This window comes from Zhouia amylolytica AD3 (genome assembly GCF_000511935.2).
GTDB classification, from domain to species: domain Bacteria; phylum Bacteroidota; class Bacteroidia; order Flavobacteriales; family Flavobacteriaceae; genus Zhouia; species Zhouia amylolytica.
Genome location: NZ_AYXY01000019.1, coordinates 893,658 through 915,549, shown reverse-complemented (window position 1 = coordinate 915,549; position 21,892 = coordinate 893,658). Strand labels below are relative to the sequence as shown.

Annotated in this window: 23 protein-coding genes; 8 read left to right on the top strand and 15 right to left on the bottom strand. The window is 35.8% G+C overall.

All coding sequences use genetic code 11. The features are described 5' to 3' along the window. Nucleotides 1-9: 9 nt before the first annotated feature. Together gldI and P278_RS08735 are read right to left on the bottom strand one after the other, a co-directional pair. A complete protein-coding gene (gene gldI / locus P278_RS08740) occupies nt 10-576 on the bottom strand; it encodes a gliding motility-associated peptidyl-prolyl isomerase GldI (RefSeq protein ID WP_038265073.1) in 567 nt (188 codons plus the stop codon). Beyond that, entirely contained in the window at nt 577-1,590 is a 1,014-nt protein-coding gene (locus tag P278_RS08735; protein ID WP_038265070.1) for a DHH family phosphoesterase, read from the bottom strand. It abuts the gene before it with no gap. A 78-nt stretch (nt 1,591-1,668) separates the two neighbouring features. Between P278_RS08735 and P278_RS08730 the strand changes: the two genes are divergently transcribed. Both P278_RS08730 and P278_RS08725 read left to right on the top strand, forming a co-directional pair. Then, complete coding sequence (locus tag P278_RS08730) at nt 1,669-2,697, top strand: alkaline phosphatase D family protein (RefSeq protein WP_038265067.1); 1,029 nt, start codon at nt 1,669-1,671, stop codon at nt 2,695-2,697. 55 nt (nt 2,698-2,752) lie between these two features. After that, on the top strand, nt 2,753-3,172 hold the full coding sequence (locus P278_RS08725; protein ID WP_038265064.1) for a nucleoside-diphosphate kinase: 420 nt from the start codon (nt 2,753-2,755) through the stop codon (nt 3,170-3,172). A 53-nt stretch (nt 3,173-3,225) separates the two neighbouring features. On the opposite strand, the gene P278_RS08720 is transcribed toward P278_RS08725, so the two are convergent. The 3 genes from P278_RS08720 to nhaA form a co-directional block, all read right to left on the bottom strand. Next, the gene (locus P278_RS08720) at nt 3,226-3,450 is read right to left on the bottom strand and encodes a hypothetical protein (protein ID WP_038265061.1); all 225 of its coding nucleotides are present in this window, start codon (nt 3,448-3,450) and stop codon (nt 3,226-3,228) included. Nucleotides 3,451-3,460: 10 nt separating this feature from the next. Further along, on the bottom strand, nt 3,461-3,958 hold the full coding sequence (locus tag P278_RS08715) for a DinB family protein (RefSeq protein ID WP_038265058.1): 498 nt from the start codon (nt 3,956-3,958) through the stop codon (nt 3,461-3,463). 191 nt (nt 3,959-4,149) lie between these two features. Continuing rightward, nucleotides 4,150-5,463: a Na+/H+ antiporter NhaA gene (nhaA, locus tag P278_RS08710; protein ID WP_038265056.1), complete on the bottom strand. Its 1,314-nt coding sequence runs from the start codon at nt 5,461-5,463 to the stop codon at nt 4,150-4,152. A 210-nt stretch (nt 5,464-5,673) separates the two neighbouring features. On the opposite strand from nhaA, the gene sucC reads away from it, so the two are divergent. Then, complete coding sequence (gene sucC / locus P278_RS08705; RefSeq protein ID WP_038265051.1) at nt 5,674-6,867, top strand: ADP-forming succinate--CoA ligase subunit beta; 1,194 nt, start codon at nt 5,674-5,676, stop codon at nt 6,865-6,867. Nucleotides 6,868-7,322: 455 nt separating this feature from the next. Next, on the top strand, nt 7,323-7,661 hold the full coding sequence (locus P278_RS08700) for a hypothetical protein (protein WP_038265050.1): 339 nt from the start codon (nt 7,323-7,325) through the stop codon (nt 7,659-7,661). 51 nt (nt 7,662-7,712) lie between these two features. Here P278_RS08700 and P278_RS08695 read toward each other — a convergent pair whose 3' ends face one another. Continuing rightward, entirely contained in the window at nt 7,713-8,516 is an 804-nt protein-coding gene (locus P278_RS08695) for an alpha/beta hydrolase (protein ID WP_038265049.1), read from the bottom strand. Between the two features lie 41 nt (nt 8,517-8,557). Here P278_RS08695 and P278_RS08690 point away from each other — a divergent pair, with 41 nt between their 5' ends. Together P278_RS08690 and P278_RS08685 are read left to right on the top strand one after the other, a co-directional pair. Then, nucleotides 8,558-8,959 carry a hypothetical protein gene (locus P278_RS08690; RefSeq protein WP_038265047.1) on the top strand — a complete coding sequence of 134 codons (402 nt, stop codon included), beginning with the start codon at nt 8,558-8,560 and terminating at the stop codon, nt 8,957-8,959. A gap of 443 nt (nt 8,960-9,402) precedes the next feature. Next, the gene (locus P278_RS08685; protein ID WP_038265045.1) at nt 9,403-9,837 is read left to right on the top strand and encodes an Hsp20/alpha crystallin family protein; all 435 of its coding nucleotides are present in this window, start codon (nt 9,403-9,405) and stop codon (nt 9,835-9,837) included. A gap of 79 nt (nt 9,838-9,916) precedes the next feature. Here P278_RS08685 and uvrB read toward each other — a convergent pair whose 3' ends face one another. The 3 genes from uvrB to P278_RS08670 all read right to left on the bottom strand — a co-directional run bounded on the left by uvrB (nt 9,917) and on the right by P278_RS08670 (nt 13,811). Further along, entirely contained in the window at nt 9,917-11,905 is a 1,989-nt protein-coding gene (uvrB, locus tag P278_RS08680; protein WP_038265041.1) for an excinuclease ABC subunit UvrB, read from the bottom strand. 150 nt (nt 11,906-12,055) lie between these two features. Continuing rightward, nucleotides 12,056-12,886: an ABC transporter permease gene (locus P278_RS08675; protein WP_038265035.1), complete on the bottom strand. Its 831-nt coding sequence runs from the start codon at nt 12,884-12,886 to the stop codon at nt 12,056-12,058. 22 nt (nt 12,887-12,908) lie between these two features. Then, a complete protein-coding gene (locus P278_RS08670; RefSeq protein WP_038265032.1) occupies nt 12,909-13,811 on the bottom strand; it encodes an ABC transporter ATP-binding protein in 903 nt (300 codons plus the stop codon). 90 nt (nt 13,812-13,901) lie between these two features. Here P278_RS08670 and P278_RS08665 point away from each other — a divergent pair, with 90 nt between their 5' ends. Then, a complete protein-coding gene (locus P278_RS08665) occupies nt 13,902-14,984 on the top strand; it encodes a hypothetical protein (RefSeq protein WP_038265029.1) in 1,083 nt (360 codons plus the stop codon). A gap of 47 nt (nt 14,985-15,031) precedes the next feature. Here P278_RS08665 and P278_RS08660 read toward each other — a convergent pair whose 3' ends face one another. From P278_RS08660 to P278_RS08635, 6 genes are all read right to left on the bottom strand, one after another. After that, complete coding sequence (locus P278_RS08660) at nt 15,032-16,090, bottom strand: nucleoid-associated protein (RefSeq protein ID WP_038265026.1); 1,059 nt, start codon at nt 16,088-16,090, stop codon at nt 15,032-15,034. Nucleotides 16,091-16,093: 3 nt separating this feature from the next. After that, nucleotides 16,094-16,597: an IS1096 element passenger TnpR family protein gene (locus P278_RS08655; protein ID WP_038265024.1), complete on the bottom strand. Its 504-nt coding sequence runs from the start codon at nt 16,595-16,597 to the stop codon at nt 16,094-16,096. Nucleotides 16,598-16,737: 140 nt separating this feature from the next. Next, nucleotides 16,738-17,751 (bottom strand): COX15/CtaA family protein, encoded by a 1,014-nt coding sequence (locus P278_RS08650; RefSeq protein WP_038265543.1) that lies wholly within the window; start codon nt 17,749-17,751, stop codon nt 16,738-16,740. A 192-nt stretch (nt 17,752-17,943) separates the two neighbouring features. Next, entirely contained in the window at nt 17,944-19,371 is a 1,428-nt protein-coding gene (locus P278_RS08645; protein WP_038265022.1) for a CCA tRNA nucleotidyltransferase, read from the bottom strand. Between the two features lie 56 nt (nt 19,372-19,427). Further along, the gene (locus P278_RS08640) at nt 19,428-19,991 is read right to left on the bottom strand and encodes an L-threonylcarbamoyladenylate synthase (protein ID WP_038265019.1); all 564 of its coding nucleotides are present in this window, start codon (nt 19,989-19,991) and stop codon (nt 19,428-19,430) included. A gap of 11 nt (nt 19,992-20,002) precedes the next feature. After that, nucleotides 20,003-20,935 (bottom strand): ATP-grasp fold amidoligase family protein, encoded by a 933-nt coding sequence (locus tag P278_RS08635; RefSeq protein WP_038265017.1) that lies wholly within the window; start codon nt 20,933-20,935, stop codon nt 20,003-20,005. Between the two features lie 84 nt (nt 20,936-21,019). On the opposite strand from P278_RS08635, the gene P278_RS08630 reads away from it, so the two are divergent. Continuing rightward, complete coding sequence (locus P278_RS08630; RefSeq protein ID WP_038265015.1) at nt 21,020-21,847, top strand: glycosyltransferase family 2 protein; 828 nt, start codon at nt 21,020-21,022, stop codon at nt 21,845-21,847. Nucleotides 21,848-21,892: the final 45 nt, after the last annotated feature.

Here is a 21,892-nt window from a genome sequence, read left to right as displayed (position 1 = left end):
AGGTATGATTTAGTTCTTGTTATTTTTTAATGAGTCACTTGCAACTTCAATGATGTCTATTAACCTGATGGTACTAATCAGTGGCTGGTTGGTGCCTATTTTTTGATCATCACCGTGGTATCCATACCCCATAACCGATGGGAATAGAAAAGTGATTTCTTCCCCTTTTTTCATTAGTTTAATTCCAGTTCTTAAGCCCGGGAAATAGTCTTCTTTGTCTACTTTGAATCTTATATTCCCAATTTCTTCACTGGTATATATGGTGTCATTATTCAGGGTTCGAATATTGTAATTAATCAGAACGACATCATCTTCTTTTGGCATGTAAGATGCCGTGGTGTCTTGTTTATTGTAATAATACCAGTACCCATTAGATGAGTTGTAATAGGTGTTTATTGTATCACTTTCAATAATACTTTTAATATAAGTTTCTTCTTTTTGTAATAGATCTTTATTTCGATCGATGGACTCTCTCATAAAAGAACCTGTTTTACGTGCCACGGGTTTTCTAGGTTCGGGCTCATTACAGGACAGCATCAGAAACAATCCGAATAATAATAGTATGATACGTTTCATTTATTGCAATTCTTTTTGATAATATGGTAAAATTTCATTCAATTTATTAATGGTATCTTCCATGTTCATATCGCTTCTTCCCCCTGCAGCGTTTATATGTCCTCCACCATTAAAGTGTTTTCTAGCCATTTCATTTACTGAGAAATCACCTTTCGAACGCAACGATATTTTGATGTAATCACCATCGTTATTTTCGATAAATATAATAGAAAGTTTTACACCTTCAATAGAAAGGCCGTAGTTAACAAATCCTTCGGTATCTCCTTTTTTAAAATTATGTTTTTCAAGTTCTGCTTTGGTCAGGGTTATATAGACCATGTTGTACGCTTCTAAAAAAACTAAATTGTTAAGTGCTACTCCTAAGAGATGTAATTTGTCGATAGAATTGCTATCAAAGATGGCATTGTGAATTTCGGTGTTTTTAGCTCCTTTGTCTATCAGGTCTGCAATAATTCTATGGGTAGTACTGGTTGTTGAGGAAAATCTAAAGGAACCTGTGTCGGTCATTATTCCTGCATAAAGGCATGTTGCTATATCGGCATCAATTTGATCAAGATCCCCTAAATAAGAAATGAAATTGTAGATCATCTCACAGGTAGCACTCATCGATACATCAGAATACGTATACTTCGCATAGCCATCGGGTTGTTGATGATGGTCAATCATTGCAAAATCGACGTCAAGACTTTCAAGGTAGGGCTTCATTTCTTCTATTCTACTTAAAGAATTGAAATCAAGTGTAAAAATCAGGTCTGATGCTTTTAGGATTCTTTTGGCATAATCTTCCTGATAATCAAACTTTATGACTTCATTATTGCCCGGCATCCATTTTAGGAAGTTTGGATACTCATTTGGTGAAATAACATGTACCGTATGTCCCAATTTCTTCAAATAATGCATTAATCCCAGTGAAGATCCTATTGCATCTCCATCCGGATTTTTATGTGGTATGATTGAAATTTTTTTGGGGCTGGATAGAAACTCTTTTATGTCTTTAATTTGGTTCTCTTTCATGGGGCGCTAAGATACAATTTAATAACGTAGCAATTTTAAAAAGGAATATTACTTTTGTATCAGATCAATATCGTGTTTATGCTAAGATTAATTTGTGCCTTAGGTGCCCTCACTTTGTTGTCGGGCTGCAGTAGTGCTAAGCAAAAAAGCTCTAAGGTGAAGTTCGATAAGGAACTTGTAATTGCTTTCGGCTCGTGTGATAATCAGAAGATAGAAAATCTTTTATGGGATGATGTTCTTAAAAACAATCCGGATGTATGGATTTGGGGTGGAGATAATATTTATTCCGATCCTTATAACAAATACAAAATGATTGGGGATTATGATACACAACTAAGGGGTGATGATTACCGTGAACTGATGAAATCGACAGAAATCATTGGGGTATGGGACGATCATGATTATGGATTGAATGATGGAGGGGTTGAGTTTGAGCACAAAAAGGAATCAGAGCAATTGTTTTATGATTTCTTCAACGAGCCTAAGAACAGTGCACTTCGAAAAAGGGAGGGAACATATAGTTCCAGAACCTACACGAGTAATGCGGGTTCGGTTAAAATAATTTTATTAGATACAAGGTATTTCAGAAGTCCGCTTACTAAAGATTTTGGTTCATCGAAACGTTACATGCCAAATGCTTATGGAGATGGAACTTTACTGGGTGCGGAGCAGTGGAAATGGTTGGAACAGGAGCTTATCAGTAGTAAGGCTGATTTTAATGTTATAGTTAGCAGTATTCAGGTACTTTCAAATAAACATGGTTATGAAATGTGGGGTAATTTTCCTCATGAAGTTGATAAGCTATTTAATTTAATTACAACGAGTAGGGCGAAAGGGGTCATTTTTTTATCGGGAGATCGGCACATTTCTGAATTTTCCAAAATCAACATCAATGGATTGGGGTATCCGGTTTATGATTTTACATCCAGTGGGTTGACTCATAGCTATGAAAAATTTAATGGTGAAGAGAATCCGTTCAGGGAAGGAAAAGTCATTAAACAACGAAGTTTTGGACTTTTAAAATTAAATCTGGAAACCAGGAAAGTTAAGATGCAGATGGTAGGAGATGGAAATATTTTGCTTCAAGAGTTAGATCAGGTTTATTAAACTCTTGTCAGAATAATTAAAAACACTACTTTTGCACCCAAATTTAAAAACACACATGGCAACAAACAGAACATTTACAATGATTAAGCCTGATGCTGTTGAGAACGGACACATCGGAGCTATTCTAGAAAAAATTACAGCTGCAGGTTTTAAAATTGTAGCTTTGAAGTTTACGCAGTTAAGCAAGCGTGATGCTGAAGAATTTTATGCAATTCACAGCGAGCGTCCATTTTTTGGAGAGTTAGTTGAGTTTATGACAAGAGGACCAATAGTTGCTGCAATTTTAGAAAAAGACAATGCAGTTGAGGATTTCAGAACTTTAATTGGGGCTACAAACCCAGAGGAAGCTGCTGAAGGAACTATTCGTAAATTATATGCTACATCCATAGGTGAAAACGCTGTTCACGGTTCAGATAGTGATGAAAATGCAGCTATTGAAGGTGCGTTTCATTTTTCAGGAAGAGAAATTTTCTAGTTTTATCATATATTCAAAACTTGAAAAGCCCCATTTAGGGGCTTTTTTTATTTTCAATCTTTAAGTTCTTCACAATAGAACCCTTCCTTAATTAATGGATTGATGATCTCTTCCGGAGCTACATTTTGTGTTTCAACTCTAATAATGTTATCGCAGTCCTCAAGATCAAAGTTCCAGGAATCAGGATCCCTGGTTATGTTGTTTAAAAGATGTTCAACCTTATGTTTTATGGTCAGTTCACTATTGATAGATGTTTTAAAGACTAAAACAGTTTTCATAAGTGTCGATTTAATTTTTATCCCAAAACATTGGAGGTTCAATACCAAGCGACCTTAAATAAACATATGCTTGTCCACGGTGATGGATTTCGTTATCAATAAAGTATAGGATTGTAGATTGTACAGTTCCTTCGTATAGGCCAAATGCCAAGATTTCTTTTTGAAAATCTTCTAGAGGGATTTTACTCCAGTAGTTGTTGATTTTATCGGTAAGAGTGTCCCATGCTTTTAAAAGATCTTTTTTGGAGTTCAGGTTGAGGTCTTCATTGTAATCTTGCCATTTATCTGTAACCAGGCCTTCGATGCCTGGTCCTGCTATTGCCAGAAGTTCTTGAATCATTATGGCAAATGGTCGCATTCCGCCAATGGAATGATTAAGAAGTTTTTCTTCCGGAAATGCTTCGATTGTTTTTCTGGTTAGTCTTCTGTGGCCTTGCCAATGATCTAATAACTGTGCGGGTGTAACGACAGTTTTTGTGATTGCTTTGTGATTTGTTTCACTGCTCATAACGTATATTTTAAATGATTTTTTGTTTGTTATGAGCAAAATTAATCCGGTGTAGTGACAACCCTATGTCAGTAGTGCTTTCAAATTTTCCAGTTTTTTAATCAGGGAGCAGCATTTATTTTCAGATGTGGAAATAAATTCAGCTTAATTAGTTAATAATATCAGTAAATTGAGTCTTTCGCTCAAGGATATCAGTCATCATTTTTTGGGTTCGGTTTACTTGTTATCCTTAAAATCGTATATCCAAGAAGTGCAGACAACATGGATCCGGCAAGGATACCAATTTTGGCTGAGTCTACATAGATAGGTGTATCCGAAAAGGCCAAACTAGCAACAAAAATCGCCATGGTGAAGCCGATTCCCGCCAGACAAGCAACTCCTAGGATCTGTGCCTTACTGATATCTTCCGGAATTTCTATGATTTTTAATTTATTAGTGAGTAATACTAAGGTTGTAATACCAATACTGTTACCAAAAATAAGACAAAGGGTAATGTTAAGGGCGAGCGCTGTATCGATTCCAGCGTCGCTGCTTAATGAAACACCTGCATTTGCCAATGCAAATATTGGAATGATAAAATAAGCCACCCAGTCGTGTAGTTTGTGTTCCAGGTGTTGTAAGGGTGATTGAAATTTATCGGTCCATTCTTCCAGGTTATCGATTTCGGCTATTTGTTCTTTGGATAATACCGGTTCATCTTCGATCACTCCCTTCTGAATTTTATTGGTAATACTCGAGAGGTTTGAAACAAAAGTTTTTGTACTAATGCGTTGTCTGATTGGTACAGCAAAGGCCAATAATATGCCCGCAATGGTAGGGTGTACTCCAGACTTTAAGAACAGCACCCAAACGATGATACCCGTACCGAATAAGAAATATTTAGAGTAGATTCCTTTATAGGTCAGGTAGTATAAGACTAATAGTAAAACAGCTCCATATATTATCATGTCTATTGCAATATTGTTGGTGTAGAAAACAGCTATAACTAATACAGCTCCAATGTCATCAACGATTGCAAATGCTGTCAAAAATATTTTAAGACTAAGTGGGATACGATTCCCTAACAGTTTTAGTACTGCTAAAGAAAATGCGATATCCGTTGCCATGGGGATTCCCCAACCATTTGAAGTTTCTGGATTAGCATTTAGAAACATAAAAAAGAACATAGGGATTAACATTCCTCCTAAGGCAGCTACAAAGGGAAATGCCATTTTTTTAACGGAGTTTAATTCACCTATGAGTAATTCTCTTTTAATTTCCAGACCTATTAAAAAGAAGAATATGGCCATGAAACCATCATTTACCCATAATAGTAATGGTTTTTGAAGCTCAAAATTTTCTGAGCTGATGCCTATTTTGAAGTTCCATAAATCGGTATAGCTTTCAGAAAACGGGGAGTTAGCCCAGATAACAGCAATGACGGCTGCACAAAAAAGCAAAATACCACTTAAACTTTCAATTTTAACGAATCTTTGAAAAGGACTAATAAAAACTTTTTGGATCATAAGTTATACGGGATGGTAATTTAAGGGATGAAGATAAAAAATAAAACTGATTTATGACGCTTCACAAGTACGGTTCTATGGGGGGGTAGGGGATAATTTTTTGAAAAATAGCCAGGTGATTGATGCGTAACAAAAGCTTAATCAAATATTTTTAGTTTAATTAATTGAGGTTTGTTACTTTTGCCTAGCTAAAATATACAACTGCTCATTATGAATTTACACGAATATCAAGGAAAAGAAATATTAGCAAGTTTTGGTGTAAAGGTTCAGCGTGGTATTGTAGCACACAATCCACAGGAAGCTGTAGCCGGTGCCAAGCAATTAACAGAAGAAACCGGAACAGGTTGGCATGTAATTAAAGCCCAAATTCACGCAGGTGGTCGTGGAAAAGGTGGCGGAGTAAAGCTTGCTAAAAACCTTAAGGAAGTAGAAGATATAGCAGATCAAATCATCGGAATGGATTTGGTTACTCCACAAACTTCGAAAGAAGGTAAAAGGGTACACCAGGTATTAGTAGCCGAAGATGTTTATTATCCAGGTCCAAGTGAAACTTCAGAATTTTATATGTCGGTACTTTTAGACCGAAGTAAGGGACGTAATATGATTATGTACTCTACTGAAGGAGGAATGGATATTGAAGAAGTTGCAGAAAAAACACCTCATTTAATTTTTAATGAAGAGGTTGATCCAGCTATCGGTTTAATGCCTTTCCAGGCGAGAAGAATAGCTTTTAATTTAGGCCTTTCAGGGAATGCGTTTAAAGAAATGGTGAAGTTTGTTAGTTCACTATATACAGCTTATGTAAAGTCTGATGCTTCATTATTTGAAATCAACCCTGTGTTAAAAACATCGGATGACAAAATTTTAGCTGTTGATGCTAAAGTAACTATTGACGATAACGCATTGTATCGTCACGCTGATTATGCAGAGATGAGAGACCTTCGAGAAGAAGATCCGATTGAAGTAGAAGCAAAGGCTGCCGGGTTAAACTTTGTTAATCTTGATGGGAATGTTGGATGTATGGTTAATGGAGCTGGTCTGGCTATGGCTACTATGGATCTAATTAAGATGGCTGGAGGAGCTCCTGCTAATTTTTTAGATGTAGGAGGGACTGCTGATGCTAAGCGTGTTGAAACGGCTTTCCGTATCATTTTAAAAGATACTAATGTGAAGGCGATATTGGTAAATATCTTTGGAGGTATTGTGCGTTGTGATCGAGTTGCTCAAGGTATTGTAGATGCATACAAAAATATGGGTGATGCTATCAATGTACCAATTATTGTTCGTTTACAAGGAACCAATGCTGAGATAGCTAAGGAACTTATCGATAATTCTGGATTAGCTGTACATTCGGCGATTGAATTCCAGGAAGCTGCTGATAAAGTTCAGGAAGTATTAAAGTAATTGATTTTAATATAAATCTTATAGAAAGTCCGGCCTTGGTGCCGGACTTTTTTTGTTATGTCAGTGTAAAGTAGTGGGGGATGAAGGCATGAATTGTAAACTTAATGTTAGTTAGCCTTTGTGTTCATTTATTGAACGAATTGGAGGCTTTTTTTTAAGGTTATAGCATGATTTTAGGGCTAACTTTTAATTAAATTCAATAGTGTACGTTCTTTTTATTAAAGTCGTTAATCCTATGATGTATCTTCTGTTAAAAGAGCACTTAATCGATTAGGTGTTCATTCGTTTGGGGTTCAAGGGGTTTAGGTTCTTTTGTTGTCGTAAGTTGCTGTTTTTCAGGTGTATTAGGTTAATGTAAAGAGATTTAAATGTAAGTTAAGGATGACAGAAAATGGTGATTAGTTTGTTGATGTGGGCTACATTTGTATTGTAATCAAAAAACAACACAAAAGACTATGAAAGCATTAACAAAAATCATCGCAACTGCCGTTTTAGTTTTATCGGCAAACATGGCAACGGCCAATGTAGAACCAAAGACTTCTGAGGATGAAGTTACCAAGGAATTGAAAAGTTTACTTGGCACTCCCGGTGTTGAGTTTAAAAATCGTGAGCTTACTGCAACTGTTTTCTTCATTATTAACAAGTCTAATGAAATAGTAGTTTCAGATGTTGAAGCTGAAAATGAACTTGTGGAGTATTATATTAAAAGCAGGTTAAACTATCAAAAAGTAGAAACTCAAAAGTTAGTTAAGGGTAAGAGTTACAAAGTATCCGTTACCGTTAAGGGGGAATAGTAGCATATACTTTGGTTGTTAAAAGCTCGCGGATTGCGGGCTTTTTTATTTTTAATAATAGCCTTTTAAAAGCCATTTATAGGCTTTTGGAAATTCCTTTCCCCAAAAGTGTTCATTGTGCTTTTGATTCTTGACAATGTAGTGTTTTATGTTTTTTTGGGGAATGTGTTTTTCTAAAAGTAGTTTCACCATTTTCTCCTGATCGGGTATCATGTTTTCCCCTTCCTCGGCGCCAGTAGCAAAATAGATTTTTACATTGGGTACGTTTTCCATGTTTTCTATCATAGAAAATATTTGATCCGAATACCAAAAACTTGGTGAAAACACTCCTGCCTGACCAAAGGTGTCCTGGTATTGAAAAATAGCATAAAATGAAATCAGGCCACCCAAAGAGCTGCCGAAAATTGTAGTGTGTGCGCGATCTGGTAAGGTCCTGAAGGTCAGGTCGATGTGGGGTTTAACGGTTTCTACTATAAAATCTAAATAATCATTTCCTTTTCCACCTTTATAATCTGGATGTTCAAAAGGAGTTAACTCATCAATTCTTTTTTTGTTTCCATGTTCTATTGCTACAATAATGGTCTCCGCATTTAAATGGTCTAAACTCTCGTCAACATGCCATTCACCGGCATAGGAGGTGTTAATGTCAAACAAGTTTTGTGCATCATGCATATAAATTACCGGATACCTTTTGGTTGAAGTATTGTAATTTTTGGGTAGGTAGATCCAGATTCTTTTATTGGTTTTTAGTTGAGGTGCCTCAATGACGAAATTCGAAACTTGTATCGAAGCAGTTGTTTGCGCGTTAATTTGAACGATAAATAATAATATAAAACCAAGAATATATGGTCGCATCTTGAAACTTTTTATATTTTTAATACTTAAATATAGTAAATATGAGCAACCAATCTGAAAAATTAAGTTTACTGTCCGAATTAATCGCGTTAATTAGGGCTGATCATAAAATCACCGAGAAGGAGGTTGGGTTTTTGAAGATGATTGCGGCTAGTCTGGGGGTTGCTGAAAGTGATTTGGACAAATTGTATCAATCTAATGTTCCATTCGTTCCTCCTGCCTCTGAGGCCCAAAGGATTCTTCAGTTTCACAGGATGATACTCTTAATGAATGTTGACCAGCAGGAACATCCTGATGAGTTAAATAAAGTTATGGAGTTGGGGGTTCGGTTAGGATTAAGTCCATTTGCTATTCATCAGGTATTAAAGGTTATGCATCAATATGAAGATAAGGTTGTGCCTCCGGATATACTTATTAATATTTTCAAAGCACAATATAATTAGTGATCTATCATGCCATTTATTTTACTCCTGAATGCTATGAATAATTGGGAGGATTTAACATATTCTTTTCAGGACTTCTTTTCCATATTATGAACTGCTTTTTTATTACTTCTGTAAGCAGGATCATTTTTTAAGTTATCGATTTTTCTAAAATATACTAACATATCTGATTTTCAGGGTGGCGTTTCAATTCTTCTGTTTTCTTTAATATTAATAGCTATTGAATTGGGTTTTGCCATTCATTTTCAGATAATTTATTGTTGACTTGTTAATGCGAAGATGACAAAATTGTTAGAATTAATCATTTCACACAGGAAAAAGTGACATTATGTCGCTTTTTAGAGGGTTTAAAATGACATAATGTCGTTATTTTATGTTTGGAATTAATTTTGACTTAAGCACAATGAATTAATAATAGAAGTTGAATCAAAAAGATTATAAAAATGAACTTAGTGAAAAGAAACCCAAACGTATTATTTCCTTCATTGCTAGACGAGTTATTTAAGAATGATTGGTTTGAAGGGAAAGAGGTAAGGAATTTTAATGCACCAGCTGTTAATATCAGAGAAAGTGAAAGTGGTTATGCTTTAGAGTTGGCAGTACCTGGTTTGAAGAAGGAAGACTTTAATATTGCGATTGATGAGAACGTTTTAACTATTTCTTCAGAGACTAAATCTGAAAAGGAAACCCATAATGAAGAAGGTAAGTATACCAGAAAGGAATTTAACTATGCCTCATTCAGCAGATCATTTACGCTCCCTGAAACTGTTGATGAGGAAAGTGTGAATGCTAGTTACTCTGATGGAGTTTTAACCATTGCATTGCCTAAAAAGCAAGAAGCATTACCAAAGCAAAAGAGAATGATTTCAATTTCTTAAATAGAAGTAGTGTAGTTTTTTCATAATTAGATTATTGGTTAGTTAGTTAATGAAAACGCCCCTATTGAGGGGCGTTTTTTTATTTTTTTTCCTGGAGTGTCTTTATATCATCTCGCAGCTTTGCTGCCTGAATGAAATCAAGATCTTTGGCTGCTTTTTCCATTGCTTTGCGCTTTTCTCTTATCAGTTTCTCTATATCTTCTTTTGTTAAGTAAGTCAATTCAGCTTCCGCAGCCTGACCTAGCCCATTGTTTTGTTCGTAATCATCCGGAACACTTTTCGTAAGGATGTTTTGGAAGTTTTTCTTTAAAGCAGTTGGAGTGATGTTGTTAGCTTTATTGTAGCTAATTTGTTTTTCTCTTCTATAATTAGTTTCATCGATAGTTTTTTGCATGCTATTGGTAATCTTATCCGCATACATTATGGCTTTTCCGTTTAAGTTTCTGGCAGCCCTTCCTACTGTTTGCGTTAATGATCTGGCACTTCTCAAAAAACCTTCTTTATCGGCATCCAATATTGCAACCAGAGAGACTTCGGGTAGATCCAATCCTTCTCTTAACAGGTTAACTCCTACCAATACATCGAATAATCCTTTTCTGAGGTCCTGCATTATTTCTACACGTTCAAGGGTGTCAATATCAGAATGAATGTAGCGGCATCTTATGCCTGTCCGTGTCAGGTATTTTGTTAGTTCCTCAGCCATGCGTTTAGTCAAAGTGGTCACCAATACCCGTTCGTCTTTTTCTACCCTTTGTTGAATTTCTTCCATCAGGTCGTCGATCTGATTTTCGCTTGGGCGCACTTCGATTTCCGGATCCAAGAGTCCAGTTGGACGAATAACCTGTTCGACATAAACGCCATCACTTAATTCCAGTTCATAGTCAGCAGGGGTTGCTGATACGTATATTACCTGATTTTGAAGCGCTTCAAATTCTTCAAATTTAAGTGGACGGTTATCCATTGCTGCCGGCAATCTAAACCCATAATCGACCAAAGTTTCTTTTCTACTTCTGTCTCCTCCGTACATCGCATGCACCTGAGGTATTGTTACATGGCTTTCGTCAACCACCATTAAATAATCATCAGGGAAATAGTCCAATAGGCAGAAAGGTCTTGTTCCTGGTTCTCTACCATCCAGATATCTGGAATAATTCTCAATACCTGAACAATATCCTAGTTCCCGGATCATTTCCAAATCAAAGTTAGTGCGTTCTTCAAGACGTTTAGCCTCTAGATGCTTACCTATCTCTTTAAAATAATCCACTTGTTTTACCATATCATCCTGAATCATATGAATTGCGTTTTGCAACACATCAGGAGAGGTTACAAACATATTGGCAGGATAGATATTCAGGCGATCATATTTCTCAATATGGGCATTGTTGGTGGGGTCAAATGCTTCAATTTCTTCTATCTCATCTCCGAAGAAATGAATTCTGTATGCGTGATCAGCATAACTAGGGTATACATCGACCACATCTCCTTTAACCCTGAAATTTCCATTTACAAATTCAGCAGTAGTTCTGGAATAGAGGCTTTGCACTAATTGATGAAGAAATTTTGTTCTTGAGATTACCTGATCACGTTCAATTTTAATGACATTTTTTTGAAACTCTACGGGGTTACCGATTCCGTATAAACATGAAACTGAAGCTACGACCAATACATCTCTTCTTCCTGAAAGTAAGGCAGAAGTGGCACTAAGCCTAAGCTTTTCAATTTCATCATTTATGGACAAGTCTTTTTCTATGTAGGTTCCGGTAACAGGGAGGTATGCCTCAGGTTGGTAATAATCGTAATAAGAAACAAAATATTCTACCGCGTTATCCGGGAAGAATTGTTTGAATTCTGAGTACAATTGGGCAGCAAGTGTTTTGTTGTGAGCAAGAACCAATGTAGGTCGTTGAACATTTTCGACGACATTTGCGACTGTAAAGGTTTTCCCTGATCCAGTTACCCCCAGGAGTGTTTGAAATCGTTCGTCGGTTTCTATACCAGCAGCTAATTGTCTGATAGCTTCCGGCTGATCTCCTGTAGGTTGATATTCTGATACTATTTTAAATTTCACAGCTATAAGCTTCTATTAATTAATAGGTTCCCTCATTATGCAGGATGGGTATACAAAGCTAATAAACTGTATAAGAAAAACTGTTTAAGTAATTATAAATTTAATTCTTATTGCTGTTGAATAATTTGTATGATACACATTAAAATTCGTTTACAAGTCTCTCTTTTTTAAGATCAAATAAGACCAGTAAACGAAGAGTGCTGTCCATACTAAAACAATTAAAATCTCATACCAATGCACGCCAAAATCGTAAGATATATCTTCTCCTATTTGTTGTGCGACTGATTTAACCGCTCCAAGTCTTGTGAAAGGTTCTTTAATTAAATTGCTCATCGCATTTAATGGGAGGAAAGTCAGTACGTTTGAGGCAAAATTCTCATCGAATTTCCATCTAAGAACCAGGTATATCATTCCTTCGATAAATTGCCACAAGATCAGAAAACCCAGTGCAAATGCCGATCTCTTTACCAGCATGCCTAAAAAAAGACAAAACGAAAAGAAGCCAATAAGCTTTATGAAGAAGGCAAACAAGAATTCTAAATCTGATAAAATGATCGATACTTCATTGAAGTCAGAATATATTAATCCTAAAATCAGAGAAACAACAAAGATGAATACGGTTGAAATTGCTGAAAAGCCTACTACGGTCAAGAACTTTGACAGCACAAATTCTCTCTTGCTCAGGCCGTCGATCAGGTTTTGTTTAATGGTTTTGTTGCTATATTCGTTCGCCATCATCGAAACAATAACTATGGCCAGGAAAAGCTTGAAAAAGGCTGCTACAAAGGTGTTAAAATGCCAGATATACGGAAAATTAAAGATCCCTTCCTTCGCTAAATGAAATTTAATGGGACCAATGTCAAATTTAATTGCAGCGATCAGAGCTATAGAGGTTAATAGAAAGAAGTAGGCTATAATTAAAAACTTACTCACTCTACTATTCCACAGTTTAATAAATTCTATTTCTAAAAGACGTAACATATGGTAGTTTGATTGATGATGATTATTTAGATTCGTTGTTGGTTAGCGCTAAGAATTGTTCTTCCAGACTTTCTTTCCTTTTTACTAAATGGGACAGTACAAAACCTTCTTTGAACAGATATTCGTTAAAGGTGGCAGCATCCATTGGTTCGTTGAGAAAAGCGGTAATAGTTCCATTTTTTGCAATCACATCTTTAATGGAGGGATGGTTCTTTAAGAAGGTCGATAGTTTCTTGTTGTCTTCTGTTTTTAATTCAAAGAATCCATGACTTGCAATCATTTCATCCACACGGCCTGAGTATAGTTTAACACCTTTTCTCAAAACGACCACATGGCTACAGACTTTTTCAACTTCGTCGAGTAAATGGGAGGCTAGTAAAATAGTTGTCCCCGTATTTGCAATTTTGGTTATTAACTCTCTTATCTGGTGTATTCCTTGTGGATCTAGCCCATTAGTGGGTTCGTCTAATATTAAAATCTCCGGATCGTTAAGTAGCGCTGAAGCGATGGCCAGACGTTGCTTCATACCGAGGGAATAGGTGCTGAAATTACTATCTTTTCGATCCCACAGTCCAACGAGTTCAAGTTTTTCACGAATCTTACCGGTAGCGACTCCTTTGATCTTACAGACCAGCCTGAGATTCTTTTCTGCACTCATATACGGATAAAAATTTGGTCGCTCTATAATCGCGCCAACTTTCTTCAAGGCTTCATGAGTACTGGTTTTTCCATCAAACCAGCTAAAATTACCACTGGTTTTATTAACTACATTCAGTACAATGCCAAGGGTGGTTGATTTACCACTACCGTTTGGTCCCAGGAGTCCGTAAACATTTCCTTTTTCTATAGTAAAGGAAAGGTCATTGACAGCAACAAGCTTCCCAAATTTTTTAGTGAGGTTGTTAATTGTAAGTATGGTATCCAAAAGAAATTTGTTTTTTGATTGTATTTACTTGACGATCTAACTTAGATTTTGTTACAATATAATGTAATTTTGATGAAAACGACTTTATAGATGAGTGAGAAATTAATGTCTAAGAAGAAGCCTGCCTTTCCGATATCGGATAAGTTGCATGCGTATTTAAATGAATACAGCAGGAATACCCAAATTCCAATTTTCTATGAAGACTTGTTGCGCTTTGCCGGATCTACAGTGCTTTATGATAAAAATGATGAAGATACTTTATGGATCAGGGTTTTTTATAATGAGTTTGACAGGCAGGAGATTGATATGAGTTTAAAGCGGGTATACTCTAGTCTTCATTCTGATGGAAGTGACCGGATATTACAGTTTCTAAATGTGGATGCTATTGATTTCTGTACATTTGGTAATTCTCAGCCTTTTAGGGTGAAAGTGAGAAACATCCTCAATGATAACTATACTTATTTCTATGTGAAAAAAGCAGATGCCTCCCGGATTTATGGATTGGAATTAGAGCATATGCTTTCTCCTTATAATTTAAACTTTTTGGTGTATAAGGATACTTTGATAGAAGAGCATATTTCAGGTATACCGGGGGATGTTTTTATAAAAGAAATGCTACCTGAGTGCACCGAACCTGAAAAGGCTCAAATAGCTAAGGAGTTTGTGAAATTTAACGAACGTTGCATGATTCGTCTGCTGGGGGATATGCGATCATATAATTATGTTATAGTTCCAACTCACGACTTTGATCACGTTGTATATCGAATACGGGCCATAGACTTTGATCAGCAATGTTTTGAAGGGAAATTTAAGGTTTACAGGCCTCAATTTTTCAAAGAAAACAGAGTCATGGTTGATATGGTTAGGAATAAGTTACAGCGGAGCTCTGTGGATCAATATAAGGTAGAGGAGCGATCGATAGTTGCTAAAAGACTTATTGGTTATCACGAGCGGATTGAGGAACTTTTAGATTGTGCAAAGAACGATACTATATCTTATGAGGACCATGTAGAGCATTTAAAAATGGAACTGCTGGAATTTGTACAGGATGTAGAATTTAAAAAAGCTCAAAATATGGGGGAGGTATTAGAAGCTGCTCTTGATTTTGTCAAAAGGAATTATGAAGATGTTAGTATGAAGCGTCTGTTGCATGGATCAAAAGGAATGAAATAAAAAAACTCCTCATCAGAGGAGTTTTTCTTCTTGATTTATTGTTGTATTTAACTTTTTTGTTCTTTGTTGAAGTAAACAAGGTAGTAATACATTTGCTTTTCTTCATCCCAGCCTTTTTCTACAAATTTTTCCGCAGACTCCGGATTGATAAAATCCATTTTAATCTGAATATTTGTGTCTAGCTGAATTAGGTTTTTTACTTTTTTACGGGCATCAGAAACTGCTTTGTTGGCAATTGGGAAATTGGCAACATCTTCTATACTATATTTAGGACCTTTTTCTACCTTGTAATGTTTGAATTCCGGAATTAGGTCCGGATTATCAATTACTTCATTAAGGAAATTTGTTTCTTCGAAATCGTCGTTTTTGGCAAAATAATTCATTGATCGATTCATGAACATCACCTCTTCCTTTTTGTCTTCAGCTGGTAATACTACATCTTTGGCAAAATCCTGGCAGAACTTCAGGTATTTTTTAGTGAAGAAGTTTTCATCTGCTAACACATCGACACCCAAAAAGTTCTCAAGCCAGTATTTGGTGTCGTATTTATTACTGTCGACAGACAACACCTTATAGCCTTCCTCTTTTTTTACATTGAATATTAAACAACCTTTATCTAATTTATTGATATTAATTCCCTGTTTGATCAGGATATCTAAATTACTGCCTTTCTCTTCAAATTGCAGGAAATCGTGTTTTAGTTCGGATTTAAAAACTCCTATAGCATCTACCTTTTCATTATCAAGCATTACATTCGACAAGTATGCTACATACAGCTCACCACTTTTAATGTGTGGGTGACTACTTTGATCGAACAGATGAGAGGCTATGCTCTTGGAATGTTCATGTATGGAGGACGGGTTGGAAAATGCTTCAGAGACAATTTTATAGAGTTCATTAAACTCGACATCAACTTCATTATGAAAGCGATAGTAGTTTTCTTCTTTTTCTCTAAATGGTTTGAAAAAGTATTCTTTTAGAATGGCGGTAATCTCATCATTCAATTTATATGGTTCTTCAGAGAGAAAGACTCCTTCATTCTTACTTTTGTTACCTACTCGATGAATCGAAAGGCTGTCTAATTGCGTTGGATATAAGTTAATCATATATTAATTCCAGTTTTCGTCAAAATCAAAATCGTCGTAATCGTCTAAGTCAAATCCCTCTTCGAGATCATTTTTTAAGGTTTCTCCTTCAAATTCTTTTTCAGGTGGAGCGTCGGGTAGCTGTCCGTGAGCAAAAAGTAAATTAGGATATATCCTACCTTCTTCTTTCTCGGCTATTTCAGCTAATTCAACAAAGAATGTCCACATGGTTAAAAAATCATAAATATAGATAAGCTTTGTGTTATTCTCATCCAGAATGCTATCTAAAGATGTTTCATTCATTAGTCTTACATCAGATCCTCCTTCACTCATGTCGAATAAAGAGATCTCCTCTCCCTGGTTCCACTCTTCATCACTTAGATAGAATGAAGCCATTTCGCTTCCTTCAAAACCAAAAGCCTGAATAATAGCATTGTGCAATTCCTCCACAGTGTTTTCAGCTTCTATTTCAATATCTCTAAAGATATCTTCCTCTGCATCTAATATAACTCTAAACTTATAAATCATTTCGAAAATTTTTAAAAAAGGGTTCAAAAGTACAATTATTTACCTGATTAACGAGATTTAATTGCTTTGATACTTGACGCTTTTATTAGCGTCTATTTTGGTTTTTAATTCGTAGCCAAATGATAGGGCCCTTGCGTATTTTATCTAAAACGGTGTAATGTAAAAGTCATTGCGCTTAACAGGAAAAATGCACCAACCTGATGTACAACGCCCAGCCACACCGGAACTGCAAGAATTAAGGTAAATACTCCAAGGACAAACTGAAGAATCACTATGCCAAGGAGGGCAATAATACTATTTTTCTGGGGTGTTGTAAGTTTCATTTTACGAGCCTTATAGGCAATCAGGCCTATGATAAAAACCACAATATACGCCAAATAGCGATGGACAAACTGAACTCCACTTCTTCCTTCTGTTAGATTTTTCCATAGTGTTTCTCTTTCAATGAATACAGTGTCGTGTATTAGTTTACCTTCTGACATCAATGGCCAATGATTGTGAACCCATCCGGCATCTAATCCAGCAACAAATGCTCCCCATATTATCTGGATTAGTAAAACAACGGTACCTAAAATTATTAAATTTCTAAATGGTTTATTGACCGGATTACGATTTGGGTATATAATATCCAAGGCTACCCAAAATGTTGCAGCGAAGGTGATGAACGCAGCTATCAGGTGAATGGCCAAGCGATAATGACTTACGTCAGGTCTGTCAATTAATCCACTCTTCACCATATACCAACCTAGAAAACCCTGGAACCCACCCAGGAACATTAAAAATAATGATTTGTAGGTAGTTTTTCTTGTTAGTTGTTTGGTGAGTAGAAAGTATATAAAAGGGATGAAAAATACCAGTCCGATGATTCTGCCTATTAAGCGATGCAACCATTCCCAGAAATAAATGTCTTTAAAGTCTTCAAGAGTGAAGTGATAATTGAGTTTTTGGTATTCGGGGAATTGCTTATAGATTTCAAAAGCGTCATGCCATTCCTGTTCATTCATTGGAGGTAGCATATCGGTAACCAGCTTGTATTCAGACATGGATAAACCTGAATGTGTAAGCCTGGTTATTCCGCCCACGATAACCATGATAAAAATTAAAAAACAACCGAGTAAAAGCCAGTAAATGACTTTTTTAGAATCTTTTTTCACACGTTTCAATTTTAGTATTTATTTTGTCATGAGTTAATTATAAAATTAAGAACGTGTGCAATTACTCCGATGCACTGCGTTCTCTCATTAAGAAGGTTAAACATCTCTTATTATGAAGGAATGTTTAAATTTCTTAATGTTGGTTTCATATGCGTTTTTTTTATTGGTATGGTCGGTTGGTTTATTATTTAATTAGTTATTGATTTTTAATCCTAATTGTTCTCCTTTTTTAATCATAAACTTGTGTGCCGCATTATATTCATTTGGAATTTCTCCTTCAAGAATCGCCTCTTTAATCGCTTCTTTAATTATGCCAATTTCTCTTGAAGGTTTTAGGTTAAAAGTATCCATAATTTCCTGTCCATCTATAGGTGGTTGAAAGTTCCTGATGTGATCACGTTCCTCAACTTCAGTTATTTTATTTCTTACAATCTGAAAGTTGTTATGATATTTTTTAAATTTTTTAGGATTTTTGGTTGTGATATCTGCTTCACAAAGTGTCATTAAGTCTTCTATATGGTCGCCTGCATCAAAGATAAGTCTTCTTACAGCAGAATCGGTCGCTATATCCTGAGCCAAGACTATTGGTCTCGAACTTAACAGTACCATTTTTTGAACAAACTTCATTTTATCATTTAATGGCATTCGTAAACGTTTAAAGAGTTTAAATACCATTTTAGAACCAATAAATTCATGTCCATGAAATGTCCAACCTATTTTTTTGTCGAATTTTTTAGTTGGAGCTTTACCGATGTCATGTAATAGCGCAGCCCATCTGAGCCATAGGTTATCAGTATTTTCACTGATATTATCTACTACTTCCAGGGTATGCCAAAAATTGTCTTTATGACGTTGTCCTTCAATTTCTTCAATGCCCTGAAGGTTAGTGAGTTCGGGTAGAATATATTTTAGTAGTTCTGTTTTTAATAGCAACTTGAATCCAAGAGAAGGTTGAGGCGACAATAGTATTTTATTAAGTTCATCAACTATTCTTTCTTTCGAAATAATTTTTATTCGTTCTTTATTTCGCTTAATAGCCTCGAGGGATTCGTCTTCAATTATAAAACTTAATTGTGTAGCAAATCTTATAGCGCGCATCATTCGAAGCGGATCATCAGAGTAAGTAATGTCCGGATCCAGCGGAGTTTTGATAATTCCGTTTTCCAAGTCTTGTACCCCATTGAAAGGGTCAAGTAACTGACCGAAATTTTCTTTTGATAATGATAGGGCCAAGGCGTTGATAGTAAAATCACGACGATTTTGATCATCTTCCAAGCTACCATCTTCAACAACTGGTTTTCTGCTGTCTTCGTTGTAGCTCTCTTTCCTTGCTCCAACAAACTCAATTTCGAGATCATCAGTTTTGATCATTGCGGTGCCAAAATTCCTGAATACCGAGACCTTAGGGTTTTTAGGGAGTTTTTTGGCTACGGCTTTTGCTAATTCAATACCACTACCTATGGCAACAATATCAATGTCTTTAGGGGTGCCTCTTTCCAATAAATAATCACGAACAAAACCACCAATGACGTAGCTCTTAAGGTTTAATTCTTCGGATGTTTGAGAAATAAGCTCAAATATAGGGTGCTCAATTGCCTTTTTATGATTCTCTGTTGCCACTAAGTAATTTTTTTCAGGAATATATCTTTAAAGAGGATTTTAAAAATCCAACTTTATTATTTACGGATAATTTTAAACACCCCATCATTTCCAATTTTGATAATGGTGGAGGGTTTGTTACATTTTTTATCGCGGTGCAAATTTACTACATAGTCAACACCTTTTAAAATTTCCTGATTTATTTCTGAAAAGGATTGTGGAGTAGGGTATCCACTAATGTTAGCGGAAGTAGAAACTAATGGACGTTTAAACTGTCTGACCATTCTTTGGCAAAACTCATCCGAAGCGACCCGTATCGCAAGTGTATTGTCAGAAGCTACCAAATTACCAGCAACATTAATGGGGTTGTCATAGATGATTGTAGTGGGTTTGTCAGAGGCATCTAACAGTTGATAAGCCACTTCCGGAACTTCGTAAATATATTTTGCCAACATTCTGGTATCTGAAACCAAACAAATGAGTGCTTTAGAGTCTTCCCGCTGTTTCAGGTCGTATACTTTTTTAACAGCTTCCGGATTCGTAGCATCACAGCCTATACCCCAAACGGTATCAGTGGGATATAGTATGAGTCCACCTTTATTTAAAACTTCCAGTGATTTTTCAATTTCAGATTGAAGCATAGAAAACTTTTTTAAATCGAATATTGTATTTCCTTTTGGTTTTTCACTTTTTTAATACAAGTTTGTCCGCCGATCAATTCTGGTAACTCTATCCAGTCTCCAATTTTTTTATTGTAGGAATCAGGGCTGAATTCAATCCTTCCATCTCCGGGGTAAAAAGTCATTTCTCCAAAAATAATCTTTTCTTCCAGCGCATACATGTCGATTCGAACAAAAGGAAAGTTTTTTCCTAATTTTTCAGCCAGTTGAATCATTTTTGCCAGCGCTTTTGGTTTTTCAATTGATTTGTCGAGAGGCGTGCAATGTGTGCCTTTTGTGAATGGTTGTTTGTTCCATTCAACGTCATAAAAGGCCCTAGTGAAATTATTGTATCGATCCAGGTCAACTTGTATCAATTTAACTTTTCCATTAAAGCAATATAATTTATAATCGTTCAATGAATCATTATTCAATTCACACAGGTATTTTTCACAAATGATTCTTGGCTTAATGTCTTTATAAGCCCATTCCTGACCGCTTTTATAGTAGTAATTCTGATTGAGCCATTTATGGATTTTAAGTTTAGCTTTAGGTATATTTAGCCTCTTTTTGTCTTTAACGATAAGGTTGTAATTACATCCGTGTACACCTTTAAGAACAAATTGATCAGGGAGGGCATTGAAGTCTATTTCGCTAACTTTGTTATAGACACCCAGACAATCGTTAAGATATTCTTTTCCGATGGTTTTTTCAACATAGTCCCGTACCGCATACTTATCTACCAATTTATTAAGTATGGGGAGTCTGTAGTAAGTTTTAATCCATTGGATTTTTTCATTAAATTCTTTAGGGTTTGCTAAATCGAGTCTTTTACCCGTGTAATATTCATAATGAATTTTAGCGTACGTATCCGCTGGAAGAAACTTTAATTTTTTTGCAGCACCAAGCATTATTCTTTTGAACATGAGATAAGGGGGGATTTTTATTTCATTCGTGCAAAGATATATAAATTATCATTTATACTTTTGTATACCAAAATATTAAGGTAGATGAATGAAATAAGCATTTCCGTTATCATAAGTACTTATAACGCTGAGGCATGGCTTGAAAAGGTCTTGTGGGGATATCAAACGCAGACTCTTGAAAATTTTGAAGTGGTAATTGCCGACGACGGATCGGGCCCAAAAACGAGGGAATTATTGGAAAAGATGCAGAAAGAGGTAAAGTATCCAATAGTTCATGTTTGGCAGGAAGACGACGGTTTTCAAAAATCCAGAATATTAAATAAAGCAATTGTAGCAAGTCGAGGGAATTATATTTTAATGAGTGATGGTGACTGTATTCCCAGAGCAGATTTTTTAGAGGTTCACGATCGCTATAAGGAAGAAGGGTATTTTTTATCTGGAGGGTATTATAAGTTGCCAATGGATATTTCCAAAATGATTACCAAAGAGGATATACTTACGGGCAGGTGTTTCGATATGGAGTGGCTGAAAGAAAATGGTATTAAATCTACCTTTAAAAATAACAAGCTTACGGCCAGCGGGAATAAATCAAAATTCTTAAACTTTATAACCCCTACCAATGCCAGTTGGAACGGTCATAATTCATCGGGTTGGAAAAAAGATATTTTGGCGGTTAATGGTATGGATGAACGCATGCAGTATGGAGGACAAGACAGGGAGCTTGGAGAGCGTTTGTTTAACTACGGTATAAAGTCTAAACAAATACGTTATAGTGCTGTCTGTGTACATCTCGATCATAAAAGAGGTTATAAGAATCAGGAGTCTATTGATAAGAACAATGCGATTCGTAAGCATACGAGAGACTCTAAACAACCCTGGACGCCATATGGAATTGAAAAAAGAGCTAAATAAAAAGAGCCTCCATCAGGAGGCTCTTTTTATTTATTCTAAAATCAT

Excerpts from the sequence above, each read along its gene's own strand:
- gldI (WP_038265073.1), bottom strand. The coding sequence starts at position 576 with ATGAAACGTATCATACTATTATTATTCGGATTGTTTCTGATGCTGTCC.
- P278_RS08655 (WP_038265024.1), bottom strand. The coding sequence starts at position 16,597 with ATGATTTATAAGTTTAGAGTTATATTAGATGCAGAGGAAGATATCTTT.
- P278_RS08660 (WP_038265026.1), bottom strand. The coding sequence starts at position 16,090 with ATGATTAACTTATATCCAACGCAATTAGACAGCCTTTCGATTCATCGA.
- P278_RS08665 (WP_038265029.1), top strand. The coding sequence starts at position 13,902 with ATGAGTGAGAAATTAATGTCTAAGAAGAAGCCTGCCTTTCCGATATCG.
- P278_RS08695 (WP_038265049.1), bottom strand. The coding sequence starts at position 8,516 with ATGCGACCATATATTCTTGGTTTTATATTATTATTTATCGTTCAAATT.
- P278_RS08685 (WP_038265045.1), top strand. The coding sequence starts at position 9,403 with ATGAACTTAGTGAAAAGAAACCCAAACGTATTATTTCCTTCATTGCTA.
- P278_RS08725 (WP_038265064.1), top strand. The coding sequence starts at position 2,753 with ATGGCAACAAACAGAACATTTACAATGATTAAGCCTGATGCTGTTGAG.
- P278_RS08730 (WP_038265067.1), top strand. The coding sequence starts at position 1,669 with ATGCTAAGATTAATTTGTGCCTTAGGTGCCCTCACTTTGTTGTCGGGC.
- P278_RS08630 (WP_038265015.1), top strand. The coding sequence starts at position 21,020 with ATGAATGAAATAAGCATTTCCGTTATCATAAGTACTTATAACGCTGAG.
- P278_RS08635 (WP_038265017.1), bottom strand. The coding sequence starts at position 20,935 with ATGTTCAAAAGAATAATGCTTGGTGCTGCAAAAAAATTAAAGTTTCTT.
- P278_RS08690 (WP_038265047.1), top strand. The coding sequence starts at position 8,558 with ATGAGCAACCAATCTGAAAAATTAAGTTTACTGTCCGAATTAATCGCG.
- P278_RS08675 (WP_038265035.1), bottom strand. The coding sequence starts at position 12,886 with ATGTTACGTCTTTTAGAAATAGAATTTATTAAACTGTGGAATAGTAGA.
- nhaA (WP_038265056.1), bottom strand. The coding sequence starts at position 5,463 with ATGATCCAAAAAGTTTTTATTAGTCCTTTTCAAAGATTCGTTAAAATT.
- P278_RS08715 (WP_038265058.1), bottom strand. The coding sequence starts at position 3,958 with ATGAGCAGTGAAACAAATCACAAAGCAATCACAAAAACTGTCGTTACA.
- P278_RS08735 (WP_038265070.1), bottom strand. The coding sequence starts at position 1,590 with ATGAAAGAGAACCAAATTAAAGACATAAAAGAGTTTCTATCCAGCCCC.
- P278_RS08700 (WP_038265050.1), top strand. The coding sequence starts at position 7,323 with ATGAAAGCATTAACAAAAATCATCGCAACTGCCGTTTTAGTTTTATCG.
- sucC (WP_038265051.1), top strand. The coding sequence starts at position 5,674 with ATGAATTTACACGAATATCAAGGAAAAGAAATATTAGCAAGTTTTGGT.
- P278_RS08720 (WP_038265061.1), bottom strand. The coding sequence starts at position 3,450 with ATGAAAACTGTTTTAGTCTTTAAAACATCTATCAATAGTGAACTGACC.
- P278_RS08640 (WP_038265019.1), bottom strand. The coding sequence starts at position 19,991 with ATGCTTCAATCTGAAATTGAAAAATCACTGGAAGTTTTAAATAAAGGT.